A 21,416-nucleotide genomic window follows, 5' to 3' on the forward strand; every position below is an offset into this window, starting at 1 on the left:
ATACGCCCAGTATGAGGACGACCCTCCGCCTTGCGATGCACCGCATCTGACGCCGTGCGCTGATCCACCGGGGATTACGGGACAGCCCTTAGGATCCAGTTTCGTGGCAGGAATCCCCTATGAATTGATCAAACTGGAGCGCGTCGCCGAAGTGGAGCGCGCGAAGCTGGCAGGCCTCAAGGGCGCGGAATTCGAGGCTCAACGGCGGGCCTGGCGGGCTGCCGACGACGCTTTCCACAGCGCAGTCGCAGCGTACGCCGCACGACGAGATGTAGCGGCGTCCCCTCAGGAAGTCGAGCAGACCGTGCGGGACGTCGCCCGGCGCGCGGACGAGGATCCCGCTATCGAGTAGTGCTCTCGGTTGGCCGACGTGGACACGAACGGCGATGTGTCAGGCCGGGCTCTCTGCCTGTACGTGCTGCCGTTCGATGTCCAGATCAAGGAAGTGGGCCGAGCAGGAGATGCAGGGGTCGTGGTTCCGGATGAGTCGTTCGCACAGACGGGCGAGCTCGGACTCGTCCGTGACGCTGCGGGCCAGTTCGGCCTGAACGGCGCGGCGCAGGTCCTCCTCGATTGCGCCCTGGTTCTGTGCGGTGGGCGGCACCAGGCATGCTTCGGTGATGCGGCCCTCGTCGTCGAGTGCGTAGCGGTGGTAGAGCAGCCCGCGCGGAGCCTCGGTCGCACCGTGCCCGACCGCGGTCCGGGGCGGCACGGCCACATGAGCTTGTGCGGGGGGCTCGTACGCCTCGATGATCCGCAGGGCCTCCTCCACCGCATACAGCACCTCGACGGCTCGCACGAGGATGCTTCGGTACGGGTTCGGAGATCCTCTGTCCGGGGCGCTGCCTGCCGTACGGGCGAGCAGCGGAGGATCGGCCAGACCGGCCTCCCGCGCCGCTTGGAGGGCCAGAGGGGACAGCAGGTGGCCGCTGATGGCGTAGCGGGCGAGGGAGCCTGTGAGGTGACGACGGCCGTCCAACCTGGAGTGAAGTGCGGTGGAGTGCGCGACCTGCTCCTCCACGACGTGGTCCGGGAAGTCGTGGACGGGGAAGCTGCGCGGCGCCCCTCCCCCACCGGCTTGGAGCACGGTGGGCACGCCGGACTCGATGGCATACGTGTCCGGCTCGGCGAGAGCGAAGAGATCGACGTCGCACACGGCGTCGGGGAAGTCGAATCCGGAGACCCAGCGCACGGTGTCCCAGGCGTCCTCCAGGGCGACGCGCAGGCGATCCGCCAGAGGACGGAGTTCGGAGGGGGCGGGTGTGCGGTGGAATCCGCCGAGACGGACGTTGATGGGGTGGATCGCGCGCCCCCCGAGGAGTTCGATCACGGAGTTGCCCGCCTGTTTGAGCCTCAGCCCGCGTTGCACGTGGGCGACGTGCGTACGGGACATGCCGAACACGTCGTCGTAGCCGAGGAAGTCAGGGGCGTGCAGCAGATGGATGTGCAGACTCTGGCTCTCGATCCACTCACCGCAGTACAGCAGGCGGCGCAGAGCCGCGAGTTGGCCGTCGACCACCACTCCGCAGGCGTTCTCGATGGCCCGGCAGGCACTCAATTGGTAGGCGACCGGGCAGATACCGCAGATGCGTGAGGTGATGTCGGGAGGCTCGGTGTGAGCACGGCCTCGGAGGAAGGCTTCGAAGAACCGCGGGGGTTCGTAGATCTTCAGCTGGGCCCGGATGACGGTGGTGCCCCTGGTCACCAGATGCAGCGCGGTCTCACCCTCGACGCGGGCGAGTGCCGGGATGCGTACGACGCGTGACTCGGCAGCGGATTCGGTCACGGCGGATCCTCCTCCCCCACGGCATCCTCCAAGGCGGTGAAGGCGGTGACGTTGAAGGTGTGCAGGCACCTCCCGATCTCCTCGTCGCTCATCCCGTCGCGGTGCATGAGCGGCACGAGGGCCGGCAGATTGGTGGTCGCCGCAGGGCCGAAGCAGCCATAGCAGCCACGCCCGTAGGCCGGGCAAATGGCTCCACAGCCGGCGTGGGTGACAGGCCCCAGACAAGGGGTGCCGTGGGCGACGGTAACGCACACGGTGCCGCGGCGCTTGCAGGAGAAGCACACGCTGTGGTTCGGGACGCCGGGCTTGCGTCCGGCGAGAAAGGCGGTGATGACCTCCAGCAGCTGGGAGCGGTCGATGGGGCAGCCCCGTAGCTCGAAGTCGACGGGTACGTGAGCGGAGATCGGGGTCGAGGTGGCGAGGGTCGCGATGTAGTCCGGGCGGGCGTAGACGACCTGCAGGTACTCGGCGACGTCGGCGTAGTTGCGTAGAGCCTGAACTCCTCCTGCCGTGGCGCAGGCACCGATGGTGACCAGGTGGCGGGAATCGGCGCGGATGCGCCGGATCCGTTCCGCGTCCTCGGCGGTGGTGATGGAGCCTTCGACGAGCGACAGGTCGTACGGCCCGCGCCCGATGTCACTGGATGCCTCGAGGAAGTGGGCCACTTCGATGTCCTCGGCGATGGCCAGCAGCTCGTCCTCGCAGTCGAGGAGGGTGAGCTGGCAGCCGTCGCACGAGGCGAACTTGAACACGCCGAGACGGGGCCGCCCGGGCTTCCGGGGCTGGACGGGACGGGTCATGTCACAGCTCCCTCACGGCGAGGAGGGGCTCGGCCAGGTCGTGCGTGACGACGGGACCATCGCGGCAGAGCAGCAGGGGACCGAGCTGGCAGTGCCCGCAGTGGCCGGTGGCGCAGCGCATGTTGCGTTCCAAGGAGACCCGGATGCGGTCGGCTCGTACGCCGCGATGGAGCAGCGCCCGTGCGGTCGCGCGGATCATGACTTCGGGGCCACAGACGAACGCGCTGGTGTGCGCCGGGGTGAAGTGAGCCTCGTCGATCAGCGACGTGACGACTCCGACCCGTCCGGTCCAGCCCTCGGTGGGCCGGTCGACCGTTACGCCGCAGAAGGGGTGTCTCCAGTCGGGGAGCTCGTCCTGGTACAGCAGATCGTCCGGGGTCCGTGCACCGGCGAGGACGTTCATGCGCCCGTATACGTGCGGGTCGGACAGGACGGTGTGGATCAGCGGGCGAAGGGGGGCGAGGCCGATTCCTCCACCGATGACGAGCAGATCGTGACCGCGCGCCACTTCTGCGTTCCAGCCGGTGCCGAACGGTCCGCGTACACCGACCAGCCCTCCTGTGGGCAGATCGCACAGTGCCCGGGACACCGCACCCACCGCGCGGATCGTGTGTGTGAGCCGTTCCCCGGTCATGCGGGAGACCGAGACGGGGATCTCGCCGACGCCGAAGGCATACACCATGGCGAACTGACCGGGCGAGAAGGCACGGAGTGTCTCACCGGACGGCTCCAGGTCGACCGTGACGGTGTCGGCGGTCTCGCGTCGGCGGTCCGCGAGCCGGTACGGGAGGGGGACCATGGTCATGCGGACGGCCCGCCTCCCAGCGGTCCGTACAGGTCGAGCAGCCGGGTGCGTGTCGCGCGCAGTCGGTCGCCGATGGTCTCGGCGACCAGGGTCACCAGCGCCAGGCCGAACGCCGGATGCGCGGCGCACTGTTCGCGCACTGCGGAGGCATCGAACTCCCACGCGGTGACGACACTTCTGGCCTCCGCTCCGAGATGCCACTGGCACGGGGGGCACAGCCAGGACCAGCCGAGGAGATGTCCCGCTCCGATCGTCTCGACCACCGCGCGACCGCGACCAGGAATCTGAATGTCCAGGGCGACGCTGCCCGTACGGATAACCCAGAAGCGGTCGGCGCGCTCGCCCTCTTCGAAGAGCCGGGCGGACGCGGGAAAGCCGACTGCGAGCGCGAGTGCCATCAACTGCTCACGGAACTCCGAGGAGAGTGAACTGAGCACGTCTGCCGAAGGTTCAGCCCTGGCCGGAAAGGTCACCGTGGCCCCTTGTCCTCGTGGCTTCGTCGTGCAGGGCGTGCGCCTCCTCGGTGAGGTCGATTCCGGTGGGGCACCAGACGATGCAGCGCCCGCAGCCAACGCATCCGGAGCTGTCGAACTGGTCGTGCCACGTGCCCAGTTTGTGGGTGAGCCACTGGCGGTACCGGCTGCGTGGCGTGGCACGGACCGGGCCGGTGTGCAGGCCTGAGAAGTCCAGGTCGTAGCAGGAATCCCAGCGGCTCCAGCGCTCGGCGTGGTCGCCGGTCAGATCGGTGACGTCCTCGGTGGTCGTGCAGAAGCACGTCGGGCAGACCATGGTGCAGTTGCCGCAGCTCAGGCAGCGGGAGGTTACGTCGTCCCAGCGCTCGGCCTCCAGGTTGTCACGCATCAGGGTGCGCAGGTCGACCGGCGGCATGGACCGGCCCATGCGCTCGGCGGCCTGGCGCACGGCCCCGGCAGCGGCGGTGCGCGTGGCGTCGTCCGCGCTGCGGTGCGGGAGTGCCGCCAGTACGGCGGCCCCCTCCTCGCTGCCGCTCCTGCAGAGAAATCGGTGGCCCTCGGCGTCCAGCACCTCGGTGAGCGCGAGGTCGTACCCGGCGTCCACTGCCGGGCCCGCGCCCATGGACACACAGAAGCAGGTCGCTCCAGGTTCCGTGCACTCGACCGCGATCAGGAAGGCGCCGGTACGACGAGAAAGGTAGGCGGAGTCCTGGTACCGGCCACCGGTCATTACCCGGTCCAGGATCCTGATGGCCCGCAGATCGCACGGCCTCACGCCGAGGAACGCGTAGGCCACGCTCCGTGGCGTATCGACGCGTACCGCCAGGTCGCCGTCCGGCGCGCGGTCCGCGGTCCACTGCCGCACACGTTCCGGGTGGAGGAAGGTCTTCCACGACTGCGGCCCCGCGCTGTGCGCGAACACGGCGTCGTCGTCCCGTCGCCGGATCCGGTACTGCCCCGCTTCCAGCTCGACACCCCAGCCGCCGGGCAGCTCCCCGGCGGAATCCAGTTCGGCGAGCACGATCGCGCCGTCCCGCACCGTGGGGCCGACCACGGTGCGGCCACGCCGCTTCAGGACATCCACCAACGCGTCAAGGCCTTCGAGGTCGAGGGTCACCGACGCGGTCTGCGCGTCGGCAGGTGCTCCGTCACTCCGGGAGGGCGTCATCCTCGGTCCTTGGTCTCGGCGTCCGGGACAGCACACATCGGCAGCCAGCGAGACTCTGCCGTGCCGCAGGCGACTCGTCGCGGCGGCCACGGACAGAGTGTCAGACCTCCGGCTTCGAGGTTCGCCGCTGACCCGGCGTGTCTTGCAGCGGACCGGCCCGCGGGGCGGGTTTCTCTCGATTCCGCGCGCCCCGGAGGCGTGCACGGCAGAGTAGCCCGGCTGGTTCCACTTTCATGGGTGCCCTGCCCCGCACCTGGTGCGATGTGCCGCCGGGCGCTTCGCCCACCGTCTATGTGCTGCGCTGGTCGTGGGTGTCCTGGCGGAGCTCTTCTGTGCGCCGGGTGAGGGCGTCGATGCGTTCGGCGAGGCCGCCGGTCTCGGGCCGCAGGTGGGCCCGGGTCGCGGTCAGGGGGCGTACGAGGCGGGCGGGGTCGTTGTGGGCGAGGGCCTGGTTCAGCTCGCCGAGCGCGTGGTCGGCGCTGGCGGGCAGGTCGGTGAGGGCGGTGATCTCTCCGGCGAGGCGGCGCAGGTCCGCGGCGTTGTCGCGGGCCCATGCGGTGACGGTGCGTTCGGCGGCGCGGGTGTCGCGGGTGGCCTGGACACGCTCTTCCCCGGTGGAGCCGGGGGCGCCGGGGCGCAGCCGCAGGTAGCGGCGTTCGGCGGCCTGGCGGCTGGCGACCCCGAGGGGGCCGGCGAGGTCGGCCCAGCTCGCGCCCTGTCCGCGGGCGGTTTCGATCAGCCCGCTCTCCCAGCCGGCGAGCTGCTCGCGGACCTCGCGCAGCATCAGCAGTGCGGCCAGGGCCGGGTGCGGGTCGGCGTCGGCCGCGGCTGGCTCTGCGGTGAAAGGTGTCCGGGCGGAGGATCGCTGCGCTTCCTTCACGGACTGGTTGATGGCTTCCAGTGCCGCGGCGGCGGCGGGGAAGGGGACTGGTGCGCCCGAGGTGGCGGCTCCGCTCATGGGACTCTCCATCGCTCTGTCATCCTCCAGATGACTCCCCGCTTGTCATCGTTTCGATGACATGCTACAACGGATGCACGTTGAAGCGCATTGGCAGTTTCTGCCTGAACCAACTGGAGGTGTTTCGCGATGTTGATGCGCACCGACCCGTTCCGCGAGATGGACCGCATCGTCCAGCAGCTGTCGGGTACGTCCGGAACCTGGTCGAAGCCGTCGGTGATGCCGATGGACGCCTACCGCGAGGGCGACGAATACGTGATCGCCTTCGACCTGCCCGGAGTGAGCACCGAGGCGATCGACATCGACGTCGAGCGGAACATGCTGACCGTGAAGGCGGAGCGCCGCCCGGTCGCCAAGGCCGACTCCGTGAAGGTAGAGCTGTCCGAGAGGCCCCTGGGCGTCTTCTCCCGCCAGATCGTCCTCGCGGACACCCTGGACACCGAGCGTATCCAGGCCGACTACGACGCGGGTGTCCTGACCCTGCGCATCCCGATCGCCGAGCGCGCCAAGCCCCGCAAGGTCAGCATCGGCGCCGGAGCCGGCCGCAAGCAGATCTCCGGCTGAACCCTCCCGCTCCGGCCGGCCGCGGAGGGCGGGAGAGCTGATCTCCCCCTCCGGCACCCGCCCTCCGCACCCTTCACCCCTCCCCGGAGGTGACGTGATGTCGATACGCGAGGAGTCGTTCCTGGCCCATGTCCAGGAACGCGGCGAGTACGCAACCATGGAAGAGGCCGACCGCGTTGCCCGCGTCGTCCTGGCCCTGCTCGGCGCACACCTGGTGGGCACGGTGCGGGCCGAACTCGCCGCCCGGCTCCCGGAGACGTACGCCCTGATCCTCCTCAACCCGCTGCAGGCGGCAGAGCCGCTCTCACCGGAACGGTTCGTCCGTGCGACCGCGGCCTGGATCGAGGGCGCCACCGAGAAGACGGCCCTGTGGGACATCGGCGCCGTCCTGTCCACAGCAGCTGCTACCGCGGGTGATGTCCTCACCCGCGAAGTCCTCCTTCAGCTCCCCCCCGGCTACGACCTCCTCTTCGGCAACCCCCAACCCCACCCCACCTGACCGTCCGCAGCCCACCCCGGGCTTGCCCGGACCTTCGCGAAGAAAGGCATGCGAAGCCATGTACGACCAGCCTCGCGCGAACTCCTCCCAGACGTCCATGACGTTCGAGCAGATGCTGGAACGTGTGCGCTACGAAGGCGCCTACCCCACCCGCGAACGCGCCGCGGTAGCCGTCCGCCAAGTCCTCGCCGCCCTCGGCCGCCAGCTGACCGGCAAGGAACGCGTCGACCTGACACAGTGCCTGCCGGTTGAAGCCGCCCTTGCTCTCACCGCCTCGGCGCCGGACGGTGAGCCGCTCCCGGGCTGGGACTTCGTCAAGGACCTGGCCGCCCGTACCAGCGCCACCCCGGCGACCGCCCGCTGGGACACCGGCGCCGTCTTCGCCGCTGTCACCCGCCTCGCAGGACCCGACCTCCTCGCCCGCATCCTGCACCAGCTCCCCGACGGCTACGCCCTCCTCTTCGGAAAGGCGGAACTGCGCCGCCCTGAGCCTGCCGCTGCCTGAGCAAGCCGCCAACGCGTGGAGACGCAGCAGGCCCTGTGCACCGCGAGACGGCCCCGGCCTCGTATCCCCGACCGTTGCCCCCGTGCCCGACCTTGGCTCCGGTGCGTCGGAGGGCCATTCGGCCCAGGCTGGGGTCCGTCGGCCTCTGCTACCGCGGCCTCCGTCCGGTAATGCTGGGGATGTCGCCGCGGACGGCCGGAGCGAGGAAGGTGCACGACGATGACTCACCCTGTGACCGTTGGAGTGGACGGGTCCGCCGAGGGCCATGCCGCGGCGGAATGGGCCGCGGAGGAGGCGATTCTCCGAGAAGCGCCGTTGCGCTTGGTGCATGCGGAAGAACGATGGCCGACCGTTTTCGGCGCTATGCCCCCGGTCGATCCTGCCGAACACCCGACTGGGGCACAGGGGCTCCTCGAGGAGTCTGCCGGCCGCTTGCGTGACCGCCACCCTGGTCTGGACGTGTCCGTGAAGAGGCGCGTCGGCCGAGCGGCCGGCGTACTGGCTGTCGAGGCCGCTGACGCACAGATGCTCGTGCTCGGCTCACGAGGACGGGGGCGACTGGAGCAGTTCTTCGTCGGGTCGGTGGGCATGGCCACCATCGGCCTGACGGACACACCGGTCGTACTGGTGCGTGCTTCGGAAGAACCAGGCGCCACAGAGCCGCGCCAGGACATCGTCGTCGGGGTGGACATCCACGAGACGCCGGACGCAGTGCTGGCGTTTGCCTTCGACGAGGCTGCACGGCGCGCTTGCGGGGTGCGCGCCGTACACGGATGGACGGTGCCTTTCGCCTTCAGCTACGCACCGCAGCTCGACCCCGGCGTCCTGAAGGAAGTGGCGGAGGGGATGGCCGGAACGCTTTCCGAGATGCTGCGACCTTGGCGGCAGCGGTATCCCTCGGTCAAGACCGGGGAAAGAGTGCTCGTGGGAGCTCCCGCGGAGCAACTGCTTTCCGAGGCTACCGACGCCGCTCTCGTGGTCGTCGGCCGCCGCATCCGCCGGTCCCCCGTCGGAGGGCACCTCGGTCACGTCGCTCATGCCGTGCTGCACCATGTGGCCGCGCCGGTCGCCGTCGTCGCCCACGACTGATCGTGCCCCTTGCCGGACAGGAGCCGGTCACGAGCCGGGAAGCCGGTACCAGCGCTGTTCACCCGCAGGCACAGTGACGTGGCGATCACCGGGGAGGATCACACTGAGCGGATGTCGCTGCCCCGCGGGCACGCTGATGCCCAGCCTTCCCGGCCGGGTCTCCACCCGGATCCCGCGTCGCCCCCGGAAGCACAGACTGAAGGAGAAGCGTGTGAGCTCGTGCAGCGGCACGGGGTCCAGTGCCAGTCCTGCGGGGCCGGCCTCGAGGCCCGTGATTCCTCGCTGTACGAGATCGATGGTCCCGGCCATCGCCCCGAGGTGAACTCCTTCGCCGGTGGTGCCCCCTTGAATGTCTGCGACGTCGCTGAGCAGGGCTTCTTCGCAGTAGCGCCATGCGTCGACACCCTGGAGCCTGGTCAGCACCCAGCCGTGGACGAGACTGCTGAGGGTCGAGCCGTGGCTGGTGCGTTCCGAGTAGTAGCTGACGGTGCGCCGCCACAGGTCGTCGTCCAGGCGATGGCCCAGGCGCTTGAAGAGCGCTGCCAGCTCGGTCGGGGAGAACAGGTAGCCGAGCATGAGCGTGTCGGCCTGCTTGGACGCCTTGTACCGGTTGACCGTGTCGCCTTCGGCTTCCAGGATGCGGTCGAGTCGGCGGATGTTGATGTACCGGCTCCGGTAGGCGTCCCAGTCGAGTTCGGTCAGCTCGCCGTATCCGTCGAATTGGCTGATTACTCCTGCGTGAAACGGCACGTGCAAGCGGTGGGAGATGTCGTCCCACCGTTCCAGTGCTTCGTCGTCCAGTGCGAGCCGCTCACGCAGTTCTTCCCTCCTCGCGGGCAGAAGCCGGCCGAAGAGGTCGCGCGCCCGGTCGAGTACCCAGGCTGCGGTGACGTTGGTGTAGGCGTTGTCGTCCACGCCCGCCGTCGCGGCACCGGGGTATGAGTCGTGGTATTCGTCAGGACCGACGACCCCCCGGATGCGGTAGCGGCCAAGGGACCGGTCGTAGGAGGCAGCACTCGCCCAGTAGGTGGCGACCGCGAGCAGCAAGTCCGCTCCCGGGCCGTGGAAGAACCTGTTGTCGCCGGTTGCCTCACCATAGCGCCAGACGTTGTAGGCGATCGCGGACCCCACGTGCCGCTGCAAATGGGAGTGGTCCGGCAGCCAGTGGCCGGTACGAGGGTTGAGGTGGCACTCCTGGGTCTCTTCGTGGCCGCTGTCGGCGCTCTGCCAGGGGAACATCGCCCCTTGCCTGCCTGCTGCGGTCGCCATGGCGATCGCCTCCGGAAGGCGGTGGTGACGATAGCCGAGCAGGGCCCGGGCCACCTCGGGGAAGTGCAGGGTGAGGTAGGGCATGACAAACAGTTCGTCCCAGAAGATGTGGCCGCGGTAAGCCTCGCCGTGCAGTCCTCTCGCGGGCACCCCCACGTCGAGGTCTGTGGTGTGAGGTGACAATGTCTGCAGCACGTGGAACAGGTGCAGGCGCAGGACCCGACCGGCGTCGCCGGGAACGTCCAGTTCCGCCTGGCTCCACAGACGGGACCAAGCGGTGCGGTGGGATGCCAGCAGGCTGGCGAAGGCGGGCGCGGTCGCCACCTGGCTGATAGCGGCGCGGAGGGGGTCCTCGTCAGGTCCGTCTCGGGAGGTGTGCAGCGCGACCGTCTTCACCACGGTCACCGGCCTGCCCCGGGAGATCGGCATCGAGTACGTGTCCACCGCGGCGGACTCGGTCAGGCTTCCGCGGCCCTCGGCTGACGGGCGGACGGTGGTGCGCAGGGCCATACCGATTCGAACACCGGAATGCGCGGTCGTACACGAGAGCCACCGGATTCCGTGCGGTTCCGTGCCGACGCGATGTCCCGTCAGGTGACGGCCGTTGAGCTCACGGTATCGCTCGACCCCTGCGTTGACGACATCGCCATCCAGGCCGGCCTCCACTTCGATTTTCCCACTCCAACCGTAAGCGCGGAGCGTGGTCTGCTGAGCTCCGAGGTGCGGCTCAGCCATGTGCACGATGCGGGTGTGGGTGACGCCAAGGCGGCGTCCACGGCTGTCGTGGAAGAGCATCTGCCGGACGAGGGTTCCCGCGCGCAGGTCAATCCTCAACCGATAGTGGCGAAGGCTGGGGTGGTCGGGGGTGAGCCAGTCTCCCGGCGCGCCTTCGTGCGGAAGACACCGGTAGCGAAGAGGCAGCCAGTTGGGCAGGTTCACCATGTCCTCGTTCCACACGTGGCGGTCTGCCACCGTGGACTCCAAACGGTCGTAGCAGCCGGCCACATAGGTCCCCGGATAGTGCACGGGCCCGGGGCAGGTTTCCGAGGCGGCTCCGCGGGTGGCGAAGTAGCCGTTGCCGAGGGTGCACAGGGCCTCCCGCAAACGCTCCTGTTTGGGGTCGTACCCGTCGTACACCCACGTCCATCCGGCGGTCACCGCGATGCGTCTCTCGTCAGCTGTACACCCGTGCCGTACCGGAGCACGTGCTCGGGGAAACGGGGGATGCTCCGTGTCGGCGCGTCCCGAGACGCGATCCCCGCGTCGCTGGTCACTCCCATCACGTCACTCCCCGCCCCCTGCCCACGTGCTGACGATCCGCCGCCCGGTGATTCGGGAAGGCGCGACGGCCAGCCACAGATCCCGTTCCCCTCCGGCCCAGGGGGAAGTGTGTGCCTCCGCCTCCAGTCGGCGGACGACGGCCTCGTCGGTGACGGCCCGCGCCATCCCCACGACCAGGACACTCCAGCCCTGGCTGAAGACGTCGTCGATGTGGTCCACCTCGAAGGCCACTTCGCTGCCCGCGGCGAAGGCGGGAACCTTGCCGAGAGTCGTGCGGAAGGCGATCTCGGCACCGAAGGTCTGGTAGTTCACCGGCACGACGGCGGGCCCCTCGGGTGTGAGCACGCCGATCCTTCCCACACCGTGCGTGGACATCAGATCACGGCACTCGGCCTCGTCGAGTTCGGCCAGTCCGGCGTCACGCAGGGCCATGCCGCGGCCCGGCGGCTGGTCCACCGTACCCCCGGCCAGCTCCTCGACGGTCGTCTCAAGGGCGGCGGCGATCCGGCGCAGGGTCCCCGCCTCGGGTGCGGCGGGCCGCTCCTCCAGATACTGGATGTACGTCGTCGCCGCCCCGGCACGCGCTGCCACGTCTTCCGGGGTCAGTCCGAGATCCTCGCGACGGGCCGCGAGCCGCCGCCCGAAGTCGGTGTGAGGGCGGGGAGTTGTACTCGGCATCGTGCTTCACCTCTGTTCGTGCTGCTCGCTAGGCAGGGCCACGGCGTCGTGCCGTGCTCCGGCGAGTACCACTTTCAGGGCTCCGGTGTCGGCGGCGTGGGAGAACACGTCGTATGCCTCCTCCATCTGATCCAGCTCGAAGCGGTGGGTGACCAGAACCGAGGTGGGCAGCTTGCCCGCCTCCATCATGCGCAGCAGGAGGGGCGTGGAGTACGTGTCGACAAGGCCGGTCGTAATGGTCACGTCCTTGATCCACAAGTCCTCCAGGTGGAGGGCCGCCGGTTTTCCGTGCACGCCGATGTTGGCGACCCGCCCCCCGGGCCGGACCATGCGGGTGCACATCTCGAAGGACTCGGGCACACCCACCGCTTCGACGATCAGATCCGCCCCGATACCCTCGGTGAGGTCCTCGATGAGCTGCTCGGGCCCCTCGCTGACGTTGACGGTCGCGTCGGCGCCGATGCCGCGGGCAGCGGCGAGCCGCGCCTCGGCGAGGTCCACTGCGATGATCTGCCCAGGAGTGTAGAAGCGCGCCGTCGCGATCGTTGCCAGCCCGATCGGGCCTGCCCCGACCACGACGATCGTGTCGCCGGGCTGGACCGCCCCGTTGAGGACCCCCACCTCGTAGGCGGTGGGGAAGATGTCCGCGAGAAGCACAGCGTCCTCGCCGCCGACGGTACTGGGCAGCGGATGCACCGAGAGGTCGGCGAAGGGAACACGGACGTACTCGGCCTGTGTGCCGTCGATCAAGTGCCCGAGGACCCAGCCCCCGCCGCCGCGGCACTGGCCGTACCGGTTCTCACGGCAGAAGCGGCACCGACCGCATGCCGCTATGCAGGACACCAGCACGCGGTCGCCGGGCCGCACGGTGCGGACGTCGCCGCCGACCTCCATGACCTCGCCCACGGCCTCGTGCCCGAGTATCCGGCCCGGCTCGACTTCCGGAACGTCGCCCTTGACGATGTGCAGGTCGGTCCCGCAGATCGTGACCGCATCCACCCTGACGACCGCGTCCGCAGCGTCCTTGATGCCCGGGTCAGGGACCTCCTGCCACACTGTCCGCCCCGGCCCCTCGAAGACGAGTGCCTTCATGATGACGTCGCCCTCCGAATCGTCGCGGATCCGCTCTCTGCAAGCGTGTCCCTGGCAGTGGCCGCACCGCATGGGCCGGACGGCCCTGCGGCGGAGCCTCTTGGCCCATTTGGAGCGGCGTTGTGGATGCGAAAGTGAGGAGCAGGCATACGAGAGGGTTCCCCGCGCCATCGGGGCGGCCGACCACCGGTCATGCGGCAGGTTGTCCGCACGTACGCAGGGCCTGTGCTTCCCAGGAGGGTGCACCATGGTCTCCACCCCGTACACCGTCGGCGACGTGATGACGCGGACCGTCGTGGCCGTGGAGCGCGATGCGCCGTTCAAGGAGATCGTTGCCGCTATGGAGCAGTGGAAGGTGACTGCCATGCCGGTAGTCGAGGGGGAGGGCCGCGTGGTGGGCGTGGTGTCCGAGGCGGATCTGCTGCCCAAGGAGGAGTTCCACGACAGGGGGCCCGGACTCGTCGAGCAGATGCGGAACCTGGACGACACGGCAAAAGCGGGCGCGGTGCGCGCCGGGGACCTCATGACCACTCCCGCGATCACCATCCGTGCGGACGCCACCTTGCCGCAGGCCGCCCGTGCCATGGTCCGGCAACGGATCAAGCGGCTACCCGTGGTCGACGCCGACGGGACCCTCCAGGGAATCCTCAGCCGCGCCGACCTCTTGAAGGTGTTCCTCCGCCCCGATGACGACCTTGCCGCCGAGGTCCGCCGCGAAGTGGTCGACCGCCTCTTCGCTGTCTCCCGGCAAGGCATCCGCGTCGATGTCACCGACGGAGTCGTCACCCTGGCCGGCACGGTCCGTGACGGCACTCTGATACCCGTCGCGGAACGCCTGGCCCACGCGGTGGAAGGCGTCGTCGAGGTGAACTGCCGCCTCACCTGCCCGCAAGAGGCATGACACCGAGGGCCGATGCCGTCCTCGTCCGACCCAGGCGCCTTTCAATGGGGGCTGGAGAAGCCGAAGGCCGCCGGGGGCGGAAACCTCGGGCTCCCAGGCAGGCAAGGAGCGTGCTGGTAACGGCAACCAATCCCGCCGGCTTCCGCCTCACGCCCGGCGGGGCTCGCGTCATAGAGCCAGCTCGGTCCAGATGGTCTTGCCGTGCTCGCCGTACCGCGTACCCCAGTGCTGAGCGAGTTGGGCGACGATGAACAGACCGCGACCGCCTTCGTCGACGGTACGGGCATGACGGAGGTGGGGGCCGGCCGGGCTTGCGTCCGAGACCTCGCAGGTGAGGGTGCGGTCCTTGATAAGCCGTAGCTGCACGGGTGGTGCACCGTGGCGGATAGCGTTGGTGACCAGCTCACTGACGATGATCTCGAGGGTGACGGACTCCCCGGTCAGCTTCCAGTCGGAGAGTTTCCGGACGGCGTGGGCGCGAGCTGCGGCAACGGCCTCCGGGTGGGGAGGCACGGCCCAGGTAGCGACTTGGTCCTCGCTGAGAGTCTGGGTTCGGGCCAGGAGGAGGATGGCGTCCTCGCCCAGCGGCGGAGCCGGCTGCAAGGCGTAGACGGCGTCATCGCGTAGGTCGCTCAGGCAGCGACCAGGACGGGACAGCGCAGAGCGAAGGCGCTCCAGGGAGGTCTCCGTGGTGGCACGAGCGGCCGCGACGAGTCCGTCGGTGTACAACGCGAGGACACTGCCGGGGGCAAGACGAAACTGTGCGGCGGCGAATGGTGCCTCTTCGCCGCCCAGCGAAGGCCCGACGGGAATATCGGGGATCTCGGTGGTGCCGTCGGGGTGAACCAGCACGGGCGCCGGGTATCCGGCACGGGCGATATTGCAGTCTCCGGTGAGCGGGTCGTAGACCGCGTATACGCAGGTGGCCTTCACGGGTTCGTCGCGCAGCGGGTCGGCGGGCGGCAGTGCCGACCGTTCGCGTGCGAGGCGGATCACGGTGTCGTTGAGGCGGGCGAGCAGGTCGTCCGGATACAGGTCCAGTGCGGCCAGCGTGTTGATGGCGGTGCGCAACTGGCCCATGGTGGTGGCGGTGTGGATACCGTGGCCGGCCACGTCGCCCACCACGAGTCCGATTCGGGCACTGGACAGTGGTATGGCGTCGAACCAGCCGCCGCCCGCCTCGGCGGGGAGGTGGAAATGAACGACCTCAGCGGCCATCTGGGAACTGGGCCCGTGTGGCAGGAGATGACGCTGCAGAGTGAGGGCGATGGTGTGCTCGCGCGTGTACCGGCGGGCGTTGTCCAGGCACACTGCGGTGCGTGCTGCAAGCTCGAGAGCCAGAATCAGGTCGTCGGGTGTGAACGGCTCGGGCCGGGCCGAGCGGTAGAAGCAGGCCATGCCCAGCACCGCGCCACGCAGGACGAGCGGGGCCACGATCATGCAGTGAACGCCACCGATGCGCATCAGTTGCGCGCGTCTCGGATCGGCGGCCAGCCATGGGGTGGTCTCGTCCACGCTGAGGAGACGAGGTTCGAGGTCGCCCAGGCTCTGCGTGTACGGAGTCGGGAAGGGGAACCTGCTGGTACCACCCACCGGGTATGCCTGCGGCTGCCCGGTTCCCGTCTTGAATGCGCTACGCCGCATCGGTTCGTTGCCGAAGAGCGGGCCCGGTGGCGGTTCCTCCCCGCGCACCACGCTGTCCAGGACATCCACCACCGCGGTATCCGCAAAGCCGGGTACCGCGACGTCCACGAGTTCACGGCAGGTCGTGATCACGTCCAGCGAACTGCCGATCCCCTGACGCGCGGCGCTGCGCACAGCTGCGTGCTGCCGCGCGCGCTCCCGATCGGTGACATCCACCAAAGAGGCCGCGGCCCCCAGAACGCGGCCAGTGGCGTCGTCCTGGAGGCGGAAGACGGAGACCGAGTAGATGTTCTGGGGACCGGAAACAGCCGGTGGACGGCCGTGTACGAGGCGGTCGAGGACCGGCACACCGTTCGCGAGCACGGCGCCGACCATCGCTCTCACGCCATCGGGGTCGGCCATGTCGAAGGCCTCGGTCACCGGCCGACCGAGCAGCTGCTCGACGGAGGCACCGCGCATGCCCTTCGAGGCGGTGTTGACGCGCAGCACGCGCAGATCCGCGTCCACGACGACGAGGCCGACCGGTGACTGGGTGAACAGGGCATCCAGGAGTGCCGTGCCCAGGCCGGCCTCTGTGCTGTGCCGGCTCGTCATCCAGATGCCCCAGGCGCTCGATCCGTCCGCGCGCACAATGGGTTCGACGCGCAGGTCCAGACCTGTTGTCCCGTCGGTCCACCGGGCGCCGCCCGGCGCGAACCTCACCCGCTCGCCAGTGTGAGCCGGTGCTTCCACCAGGATCGTGGCAGGCCTCCCCACTACGTCGGCAGCGGTGTGCCCCAGAACGCGTTCGGCGTCCTTGCTCCACTCCGAGACGACACCGTCCGCGTCCACGACCAACAGGGGTTTCCGCTGCTCCATGAGTCTGATCACCTCCGACTGCGTGGTCATGCTCGGTACCCCCAAGGGGCCTCCTCACTGCCGCTCAGAGCCCCTCCCACCGGCCGTGGGGGGGCAGCACTTCCAGCCTGCCCCCGCCCGTCGTCGCGCGCATCGCATTGCCGGGAGGGCGGCCGTACGGCTTGTACAGCCGCAACGACTCCTGCCGCGTTCTGGCTTCGTGCGCTTGTGCGACGGTGCGGACGCACCGTGGCCCGCCGACCCCTCTCAGTCGGTTGCCGGCAGCGCTGCTCGGCCGGCTTCCAGTCGCGCGACGGGCACGCGGAACGGTGAGCAGGAGACGTAGTCCAGTCCGACCTCGTGAAAGAAGCGCACGGAGGCGGGGTCTCCGCCGTGCTCCCCGCAGACGCCGATCACGAGGTCGGGGTGCGCCCTTCGGCCCTCACTGACGGCGATGCGGACCAGGCGCCCCACGCCCTCGCGGTCGAGCGTCTCAAAGGGTGACGCTGTGAACACCCCCTTGTCGAGGTAGGCGGAGAAGAACGCCGCCTCAACGTCGTCCCGCGAGAAGCCCCAGGTGGTCTGCGTCAGGTCGTTCGTACCGAACGAGAAGAACCGAGCTTCTTCGGCGATCCTGCCCGCCGTCAGAGCCGCCCTCGGTAGCTCAATCATCGTTCCCACCGGGCAATCGACATCGATGCCTGTCTCGGTGGAGACCGCAGTCAAGACGCGGCCGACCTCCTCCTTCACCAGACGCAGTTCCTCCACCGCGTCGACGAGCGGAACCATGATCTCGGCCCGTGGGGTGCCGCCGGCCAGCGTGCGTGCCACCACCGCCTCGGCAATGGCCCGCACCTGCATGGCGACGAGTCCGGGCACCACCAGTGCGAGCCGGACACCGCGCAGACCGAGCATGGGGTTCTCCTCGTGCATGCGGGTTACCGCGGCCAGCAGAGAGGCACCCCGGGGGTCAGGCGGCGTGCCGAGGGCTTCGCTCCGGGCCACCCGCACCGCCAATTCGGTTCGGTCGGGCAGGAACTCGTGCAGTGGCGGATCAAGCAGCCGGATCGTCACCGGGAGTCCGTCCATCTCCTCGAGGATCCCGATGAAATCCGAACGTTGCAGTGGCAGCAATGCATCGAGCGCGGCAGCCCTGGCCGTCTCACTCTCGGCGAGGATCATGTCTTCGACCAGGGGACGCCGGTCACCGAGGAACATGTGCTCGGTGCGGCACAGTCCGATTCCCTGCGCGCCGAAGCGCCGGGCCCGTGCCGCATCGCAGGGCGTGTCCGCGTTTGCCCGCACCTCCAGCCGCCGTGCAGCGTCGGCCTCCGTCATGAGCCGGTGAACGGAGCGGGCCGGTTCCTGAGAAGCGCCGTCCGGCAACAGTCCGCCCCGGTCGAAGTAGCGCATGACGTCGGAATCGACCATGGGCACCGCCCCCATGAGGACGAGCCCCCGGGAGCCGTCCACAGAGACGACGGTGCCCTCGGAGACGGTCAGATCCCCGGCGGTGAAGCACCGTGCCTCCACGTCCACCGCGATGCCTTCCGCCCCGCACACGCACACCCTGCCCATCCCCCGGGCCACGACCGCTGCGTGGCTGGTCTTTCCGCCGCGGCTGGTGAGCACGGCCTGGGCAGCGACCATTCCGGGCAGGTCGTCGGCCGTGGTCTCGTGCCGCACGAGGACGACCTTCTCTCCCGCGCCGGCCCTGCGGACCGCTGCCGCCGAGTCGAAGACGACAGCTCCCACAGCCGCACCCGGTGAGGCGGGGATTCCCCTGGCGATCACGTTGCCGGTGCCGGTGGTGTCGAAGCGGGGGAACATGAGCTGGGCGAGTCCTGCGCCGTCGACCCGGCCCAACGCCTCCCGGGGTGTGATCACCCCTTCATCGGCCAGTTGCGAGGCGATGCTGAAAGCTGCCTGAGCGGTGCGTTTGCCCACGCGTGTCTGGAGCATCCAAAGCGTGCCCCGCTCAATGGTGAACTCGATGTCACACAGGTCGCGGTAGTGGCCCTCCAGTTTGCGCATGTGCTCGCGGAGCTGCGCGAACGATGCGGGATCCAAGGAGGCCAGCTCCTGGAGGGGTACGGTGTTGCGCACCCCTGAGACGACGTCCTCGCCCTGGGCGCTGGGCAAGTAGTCGCCATAGACACCGGGGCAGCCGGTTGCCGGATCACGGGTGAAGGCGACGCCGCTGCCGGAGTCCGGCCCGAAGTTGCCGAAGACCATGGCCTGAACGGTGACCGCAGTACCGAGGTCGTCCGGGATGTGTTCGCGGCGGCGGTAGAGCCGGGCCCGTTCACCGTTCCACGAAGCGAATACGGCGAGTACGGCTTCCCACAACTGCTCGGATGGCTCCTGCGGGAACGCACGGCCCGTCCTCTCAAGGACGAGGTCCTTGAAGGACTCCGTGATGCGGATCAGATCACATGCGTCCAGGCAGCTGTCGTCCGCCGCGTGATGTTGTTCCTCGATGCTGTTCAGCAATGCCTCGAACAAAGAGCTGTCCACGCCCATCACGGTGCTGCCGTACATCTGTACGAGCCTCCGGTATGAGTCCCAGGCGAACCGTTCACGCTCCGGCGTCTTGCCGAGTCCGAGCACCGAGTAGTCGTTGAGGCCGATGTCGAGGACGGTCTCCATCATGCCCGGCATCGAAATGCTCGCCCCGGACCTGACCGAGACGAGCAGCGGGTTGTCCGCCTGCCCCAGCCGCTTCCCGGCCGTGGCTTCGAGGGTCGCGAGGTGGTCATGCACCTGCTGCCGCACATCGGCTGGAGGTTCACCGGTGGCCAGGAAGACCCGGCACGCTTCCGTGGTCACAGTGAACCCGGGAGGCACCGGCATACCCATCCGAGCCATCTGTGCGAGGTTCGCGCCCTTGTTCCCGAGCAGGTGGGCCAGTTCCCCACCGCTCTCGGCGAAGTCGTACACGTAGGTGTTCATCTGTCCCGCCTGTCCCTGCGGCCCCGGTCGTCATCCGACCCGTACGCGGCCGACCGCCGCCCCGCACTTCTCACGCTGGCTCTACAGCGGGGCTGGAAGAGAGGGACCATACGTCCTCGCGGAGGGACGTTCGGTCCCACCGCAAGTGGCTGAATGCGGTCTCTGCCGGATCATCAGCGGATCCCGGCCAGGAAGGGCGTCTTCGCGGTTCCTCCGTCGCGCCGTAGCTGGGGGGCCTGCGGCCCCGTCGGTCGTGGGGTGGACGAGCCCGGGCGCCTGCCGGGACCTTGCGCCACTCCAGAGGGGGCCGAACGGACCTTGGTCACAGCTCTGGGCCGAGAGACATTGTGGGAAAGAGTCCCTCCGCGCGAGGAGGCAGCCATGAACGAGCGCGCTGGCCCTTCGCCCTGCGCCGACGCCCACGGCGCGGTGAGGGAGGAAAGCCGCGCCGGCGAGAACCGGGAGCAGCACCCGATGCTTCGGCACCTCGGCGCGGTGGCAACGGCTTTTGCCCGCCAGGCGGCGACGTGGCATTCCCATGCTCAGTCACCCCCGCCGCACCGGCCGCAGCAGGGTCGACCCGGGCCGGATGCTGTGGCCCCCATACTGCTGGTCCGTGATGTCATGGATGTCTCCGCTGCATCGGTGAACATCAAAGATTCCTTTCTCGCTATTGCGCGGGCGCTGACCGACGCAGGTGTGGGATCACTGCCCGTAACCGACGCCGACGGCCGGGTGGTGGGGGTGGTGTCGGAGTCCGACTTGCTGGCCAAGGCCGCCATCGAGGCAACGGCCCACGAGCCCGGTGCACGCGGCCCTCTTGTGCGCCGGGGGCTCCACGAAATGACGCGCGCCCGGACCGCGGAGGACCTGATGACCGCGCCGGCGATCACCGTGCACCCTGAAGCGACCGTTGCCGAGGCAGCGTGGCTCGCCTCGCTGTCCCGACTCAAGCGACTGCCCGTGGCAGACCAGGACGGGCAATTGGTCGGTGTAGTCAGAAGGAACATCCTGCTGAGTGCCCTGGTGAGGGACGACGCAGGCATCCAGAAGGACATCCAGTCCAGGATCATCGCAGAGGAATTCCCCACCGCCCGGGAGACGGTGACGGTCGCCGTCCGCGATGGGACCGTGGAAGTGAGCGGACCGATGGACCGCGTCGACGCCCAGCGGCTCATCGACCGGATCGGCGGTCTGGCCGACGTGACCGAGGTGGTCGACCACCTCACCACGCCGTGAGAACCCGGAGCCGCGGTGTACTCGATCCCATGGCTGCAGGGCCCGTCCTGGTAGCAGGACTCGTCGAAGAACTGCTCGTTGCTCGCTGAGGTGCTCAGGACTCGCGGCCGGAGGCTTCATCGCCAAGGCTCGAGGACGGACGGGCCGGGGTCGACGCAAGGAGGCCGTCATGCCGCAAGGCCTTTCGGGACTGCGGCCGACCGGAACCGCACGGGGCACCTTCTGGCGCCATCTGCTCCGCGCGGCCGGGCGGGAGGCTGCTCAGCCGCTGAGCCGCCCTGTCGACCGAGCTCGAAGTCGGCTGATGGTGGAATTCGCCCTTACCGTAGTTGTGGCGCTATGCCTTGCGGTGGCGGCTGCCTGGGCAACCTGGCACAGCGGGCAACAGCACGCCATCTTCGAGAAGGAGCAGCGCCACCAGGTCAGTGCGATCGTCGCGCCAGGAGTGGAGGCAGAGCCGAGCCGCACACGATCGGGTGTCGCGGATAAGGCCTTCATGCAGGCGACATGGCGCTTCCGAGGAGTCGTTCACCGGGGTGCTCTCGAAGTACCGGCCGGCACCGACTCCGGCAGTGTGGTGCGGATCTGGGTGAACAAGGACGGTAAACGCGCGCCGAAGCCGCGCGGAACCATCGAGGTGGCCGCGGCATCCACCGCTGCGGGCCTGTCCGCACTGGTTGGGATATCCGCCGTTTCCCTGGGAGTGTTCTCTCTACGGTCGCGGCGACTCGAGCGACGAACCTGGATGCGTGGGGTGCGGAATGGGCGAGCGTGGAACCGTATTGGTCGGGACGCCGAAGAAGGTGACGCGGCCGCGAGTCACCACCATGTCCGGCGTCGCCATGGAGACGAACACCCCGGACACCAGGCGCCTGG

18 protein-coding genes are annotated in these 21,416 nt (G+C 69.0%); 7 read left to right on the forward strand and 11 right to left on the reverse strand.

Annotated elements, in window-relative coordinates; translation table 11 throughout:
• On the forward strand, positions 1-352 hold a 352-nt coding region (locus tag ABZ532_RS13675), incomplete at its 5' end, for a hypothetical protein (RefSeq protein WP_361282160.1).
• A gap of 39 nt (positions 353-391) precedes the next feature.
• On the opposite strand, the gene ABZ532_RS13680 is transcribed toward ABZ532_RS13675, so the two are convergent.
• The 6 genes from ABZ532_RS13680 to ABZ532_RS13705 form a co-directional block, all read right to left on the reverse strand.
• Complete coding sequence (locus ABZ532_RS13680; protein WP_361282162.1) at positions 392-1,786, reverse strand: nickel-dependent hydrogenase large subunit; 1,395 nt, start codon at positions 1,784-1,786, stop codon at positions 392-394.
• On the reverse strand, positions 1,783-2,586 hold the full coding sequence (locus ABZ532_RS13685) for an oxidoreductase (RefSeq protein WP_361282164.1): 804 nt from the start codon (positions 2,584-2,586) through the stop codon (positions 1,783-1,785). Before ABZ532_RS13685 ends, ABZ532_RS13680 begins: the two co-directional genes overlap by 4 nt.
• 1 nt (position 2,587) lies before the next feature.
• The gene (locus tag ABZ532_RS13690; protein WP_361282166.1) at positions 2,588-3,391 is read right to left on the reverse strand and encodes an FAD/NAD(P)-binding protein; all 804 of its coding nucleotides are present in this window, start codon (positions 3,389-3,391) and stop codon (positions 2,588-2,590) included.
• Positions 3,388-3,789 (reverse strand): cyclic nucleotide-binding domain-containing protein, encoded by a 402-nt coding sequence (locus ABZ532_RS13695; protein ID WP_361282537.1) that lies wholly within the window; start codon positions 3,787-3,789, stop codon positions 3,388-3,390. Before ABZ532_RS13695 ends, ABZ532_RS13690 begins: the two co-directional genes overlap by 4 nt.
• Before the next feature lie 52 nt (positions 3,790-3,841).
• Complete coding sequence (locus ABZ532_RS13700) at positions 3,842-5,032, reverse strand: 4Fe-4S dicluster domain-containing protein (RefSeq protein ID WP_361282168.1); 1,191 nt, start codon at positions 5,030-5,032, stop codon at positions 3,842-3,844.
• Positions 5,033-5,321: 289 nt separating this feature from the next.
• Positions 5,322-5,990: an HSP18 transcriptional regulator gene (locus ABZ532_RS13705; RefSeq protein WP_361282170.1), complete on the reverse strand. Its 669-nt coding sequence runs from the start codon at positions 5,988-5,990 to the stop codon at positions 5,322-5,324.
• A gap of 129 nt (positions 5,991-6,119) precedes the next feature.
• Here ABZ532_RS13705 and ABZ532_RS13710 point away from each other — a divergent pair, with 129 nt between their 5' ends.
• The 4 genes from ABZ532_RS13710 (at position 6,120) to ABZ532_RS13725 (ending at position 8,647) form a co-directional block, all read left to right on the forward strand.
• Positions 6,120-6,554, forward strand: a complete 435-nt coding sequence (locus tag ABZ532_RS13710; RefSeq protein WP_361282172.1) for an Hsp20/alpha crystallin family protein — start codon at positions 6,120-6,122, stop codon at positions 6,552-6,554.
• 97 nt (positions 6,555-6,651) lie between these two features.
• A complete protein-coding gene (locus ABZ532_RS13715; protein WP_361282174.1) occupies positions 6,652-7,053 on the forward strand; it encodes a DUF2267 domain-containing protein in 402 nt (133 codons plus the stop codon).
• A 58-nt stretch (positions 7,054-7,111) separates the two neighbouring features.
• Positions 7,112-7,558: a DUF2267 domain-containing protein gene (locus tag ABZ532_RS13720; protein WP_361282176.1), complete on the forward strand. Its 447-nt coding sequence runs from the start codon at positions 7,112-7,114 to the stop codon at positions 7,556-7,558.
• A 219-nt stretch (positions 7,559-7,777) separates the two neighbouring features.
• Positions 7,778-8,647, forward strand: a complete 870-nt coding sequence (locus tag ABZ532_RS13725) for a universal stress protein (protein ID WP_361282178.1) — start codon at positions 7,778-7,780, stop codon at positions 8,645-8,647.
• Positions 8,648-8,674: 27 nt separating this feature from the next.
• Here ABZ532_RS13725 and ABZ532_RS13730 read toward each other — a convergent pair whose 3' ends face one another.
• From ABZ532_RS13730 to ABZ532_RS13740, 3 genes are all read right to left on the reverse strand, one after another.
• Positions 8,675-11,074, reverse strand: coding sequence for a glycosyl hydrolase family 65 protein (locus tag ABZ532_RS13730; protein WP_361282180.1), 2,400 nt, complete (start codon positions 11,072-11,074; stop codon positions 8,675-8,677).
• A gap of 126 nt (positions 11,075-11,200) precedes the next feature.
• Positions 11,201-11,875 carry a pyridoxamine 5'-phosphate oxidase family protein gene (locus tag ABZ532_RS13735; RefSeq protein ID WP_361282182.1) on the reverse strand — a complete coding sequence of 225 codons (675 nt, stop codon included), beginning with the start codon at positions 11,873-11,875 and terminating at the stop codon, positions 11,201-11,203.
• A 6-nt stretch (positions 11,876-11,881) separates the two neighbouring features.
• Positions 11,882-12,967, reverse strand: coding sequence for an alcohol dehydrogenase catalytic domain-containing protein (locus tag ABZ532_RS13740; RefSeq protein WP_361282184.1), 1,086 nt, complete (start codon positions 12,965-12,967; stop codon positions 11,882-11,884).
• Between the two features lie 247 nt (positions 12,968-13,214).
• On the opposite strand from ABZ532_RS13740, the gene ABZ532_RS13745 reads away from it, so the two are divergent.
• On the forward strand, positions 13,215-13,868 hold the full coding sequence (locus ABZ532_RS13745; protein WP_361282186.1) for a CBS domain-containing protein: 654 nt from the start codon (positions 13,215-13,217) through the stop codon (positions 13,866-13,868).
• Between the two features lie 168 nt (positions 13,869-14,036).
• On the opposite strand, the gene ABZ532_RS13750 is transcribed toward ABZ532_RS13745, so the two are convergent.
• Both ABZ532_RS13750 and ppdK read right to left on the reverse strand, forming a co-directional pair.
• Positions 14,037-16,400 (reverse strand): SpoIIE family protein phosphatase, encoded by a 2,364-nt coding sequence (locus ABZ532_RS13750; RefSeq protein ID WP_361282188.1) that lies wholly within the window; start codon positions 16,398-16,400, stop codon positions 14,037-14,039.
• Between the two features lie 216 nt (positions 16,401-16,616).
• Positions 16,617-19,301, reverse strand: a complete 2,685-nt coding sequence (gene ppdK, locus ABZ532_RS13755) for a pyruvate, phosphate dikinase (protein ID WP_361282190.1) — start codon at positions 19,299-19,301, stop codon at positions 16,617-16,619.
• Between the two features lie 381 nt (positions 19,302-19,682).
• Between ppdK and ABZ532_RS13760 the strand changes: the two genes are divergently transcribed.
• Positions 19,683-20,540: a CBS domain-containing protein gene (locus tag ABZ532_RS13760; RefSeq protein ID WP_361282192.1), complete on the forward strand. Its 858-nt coding sequence runs from the start codon at positions 19,683-19,685 to the stop codon at positions 20,538-20,540.
• Positions 20,541-21,416: the final 876 nt, after the last annotated feature.

Origin of the sequence: Streptomyces sp. NPDC019396 (genome assembly GCF_040632375.1) — a bacterium.
Taxonomy (GTDB): Bacteria; Actinomycetota; Actinomycetes; order Streptomycetales; family Streptomycetaceae; genus Streptomyces.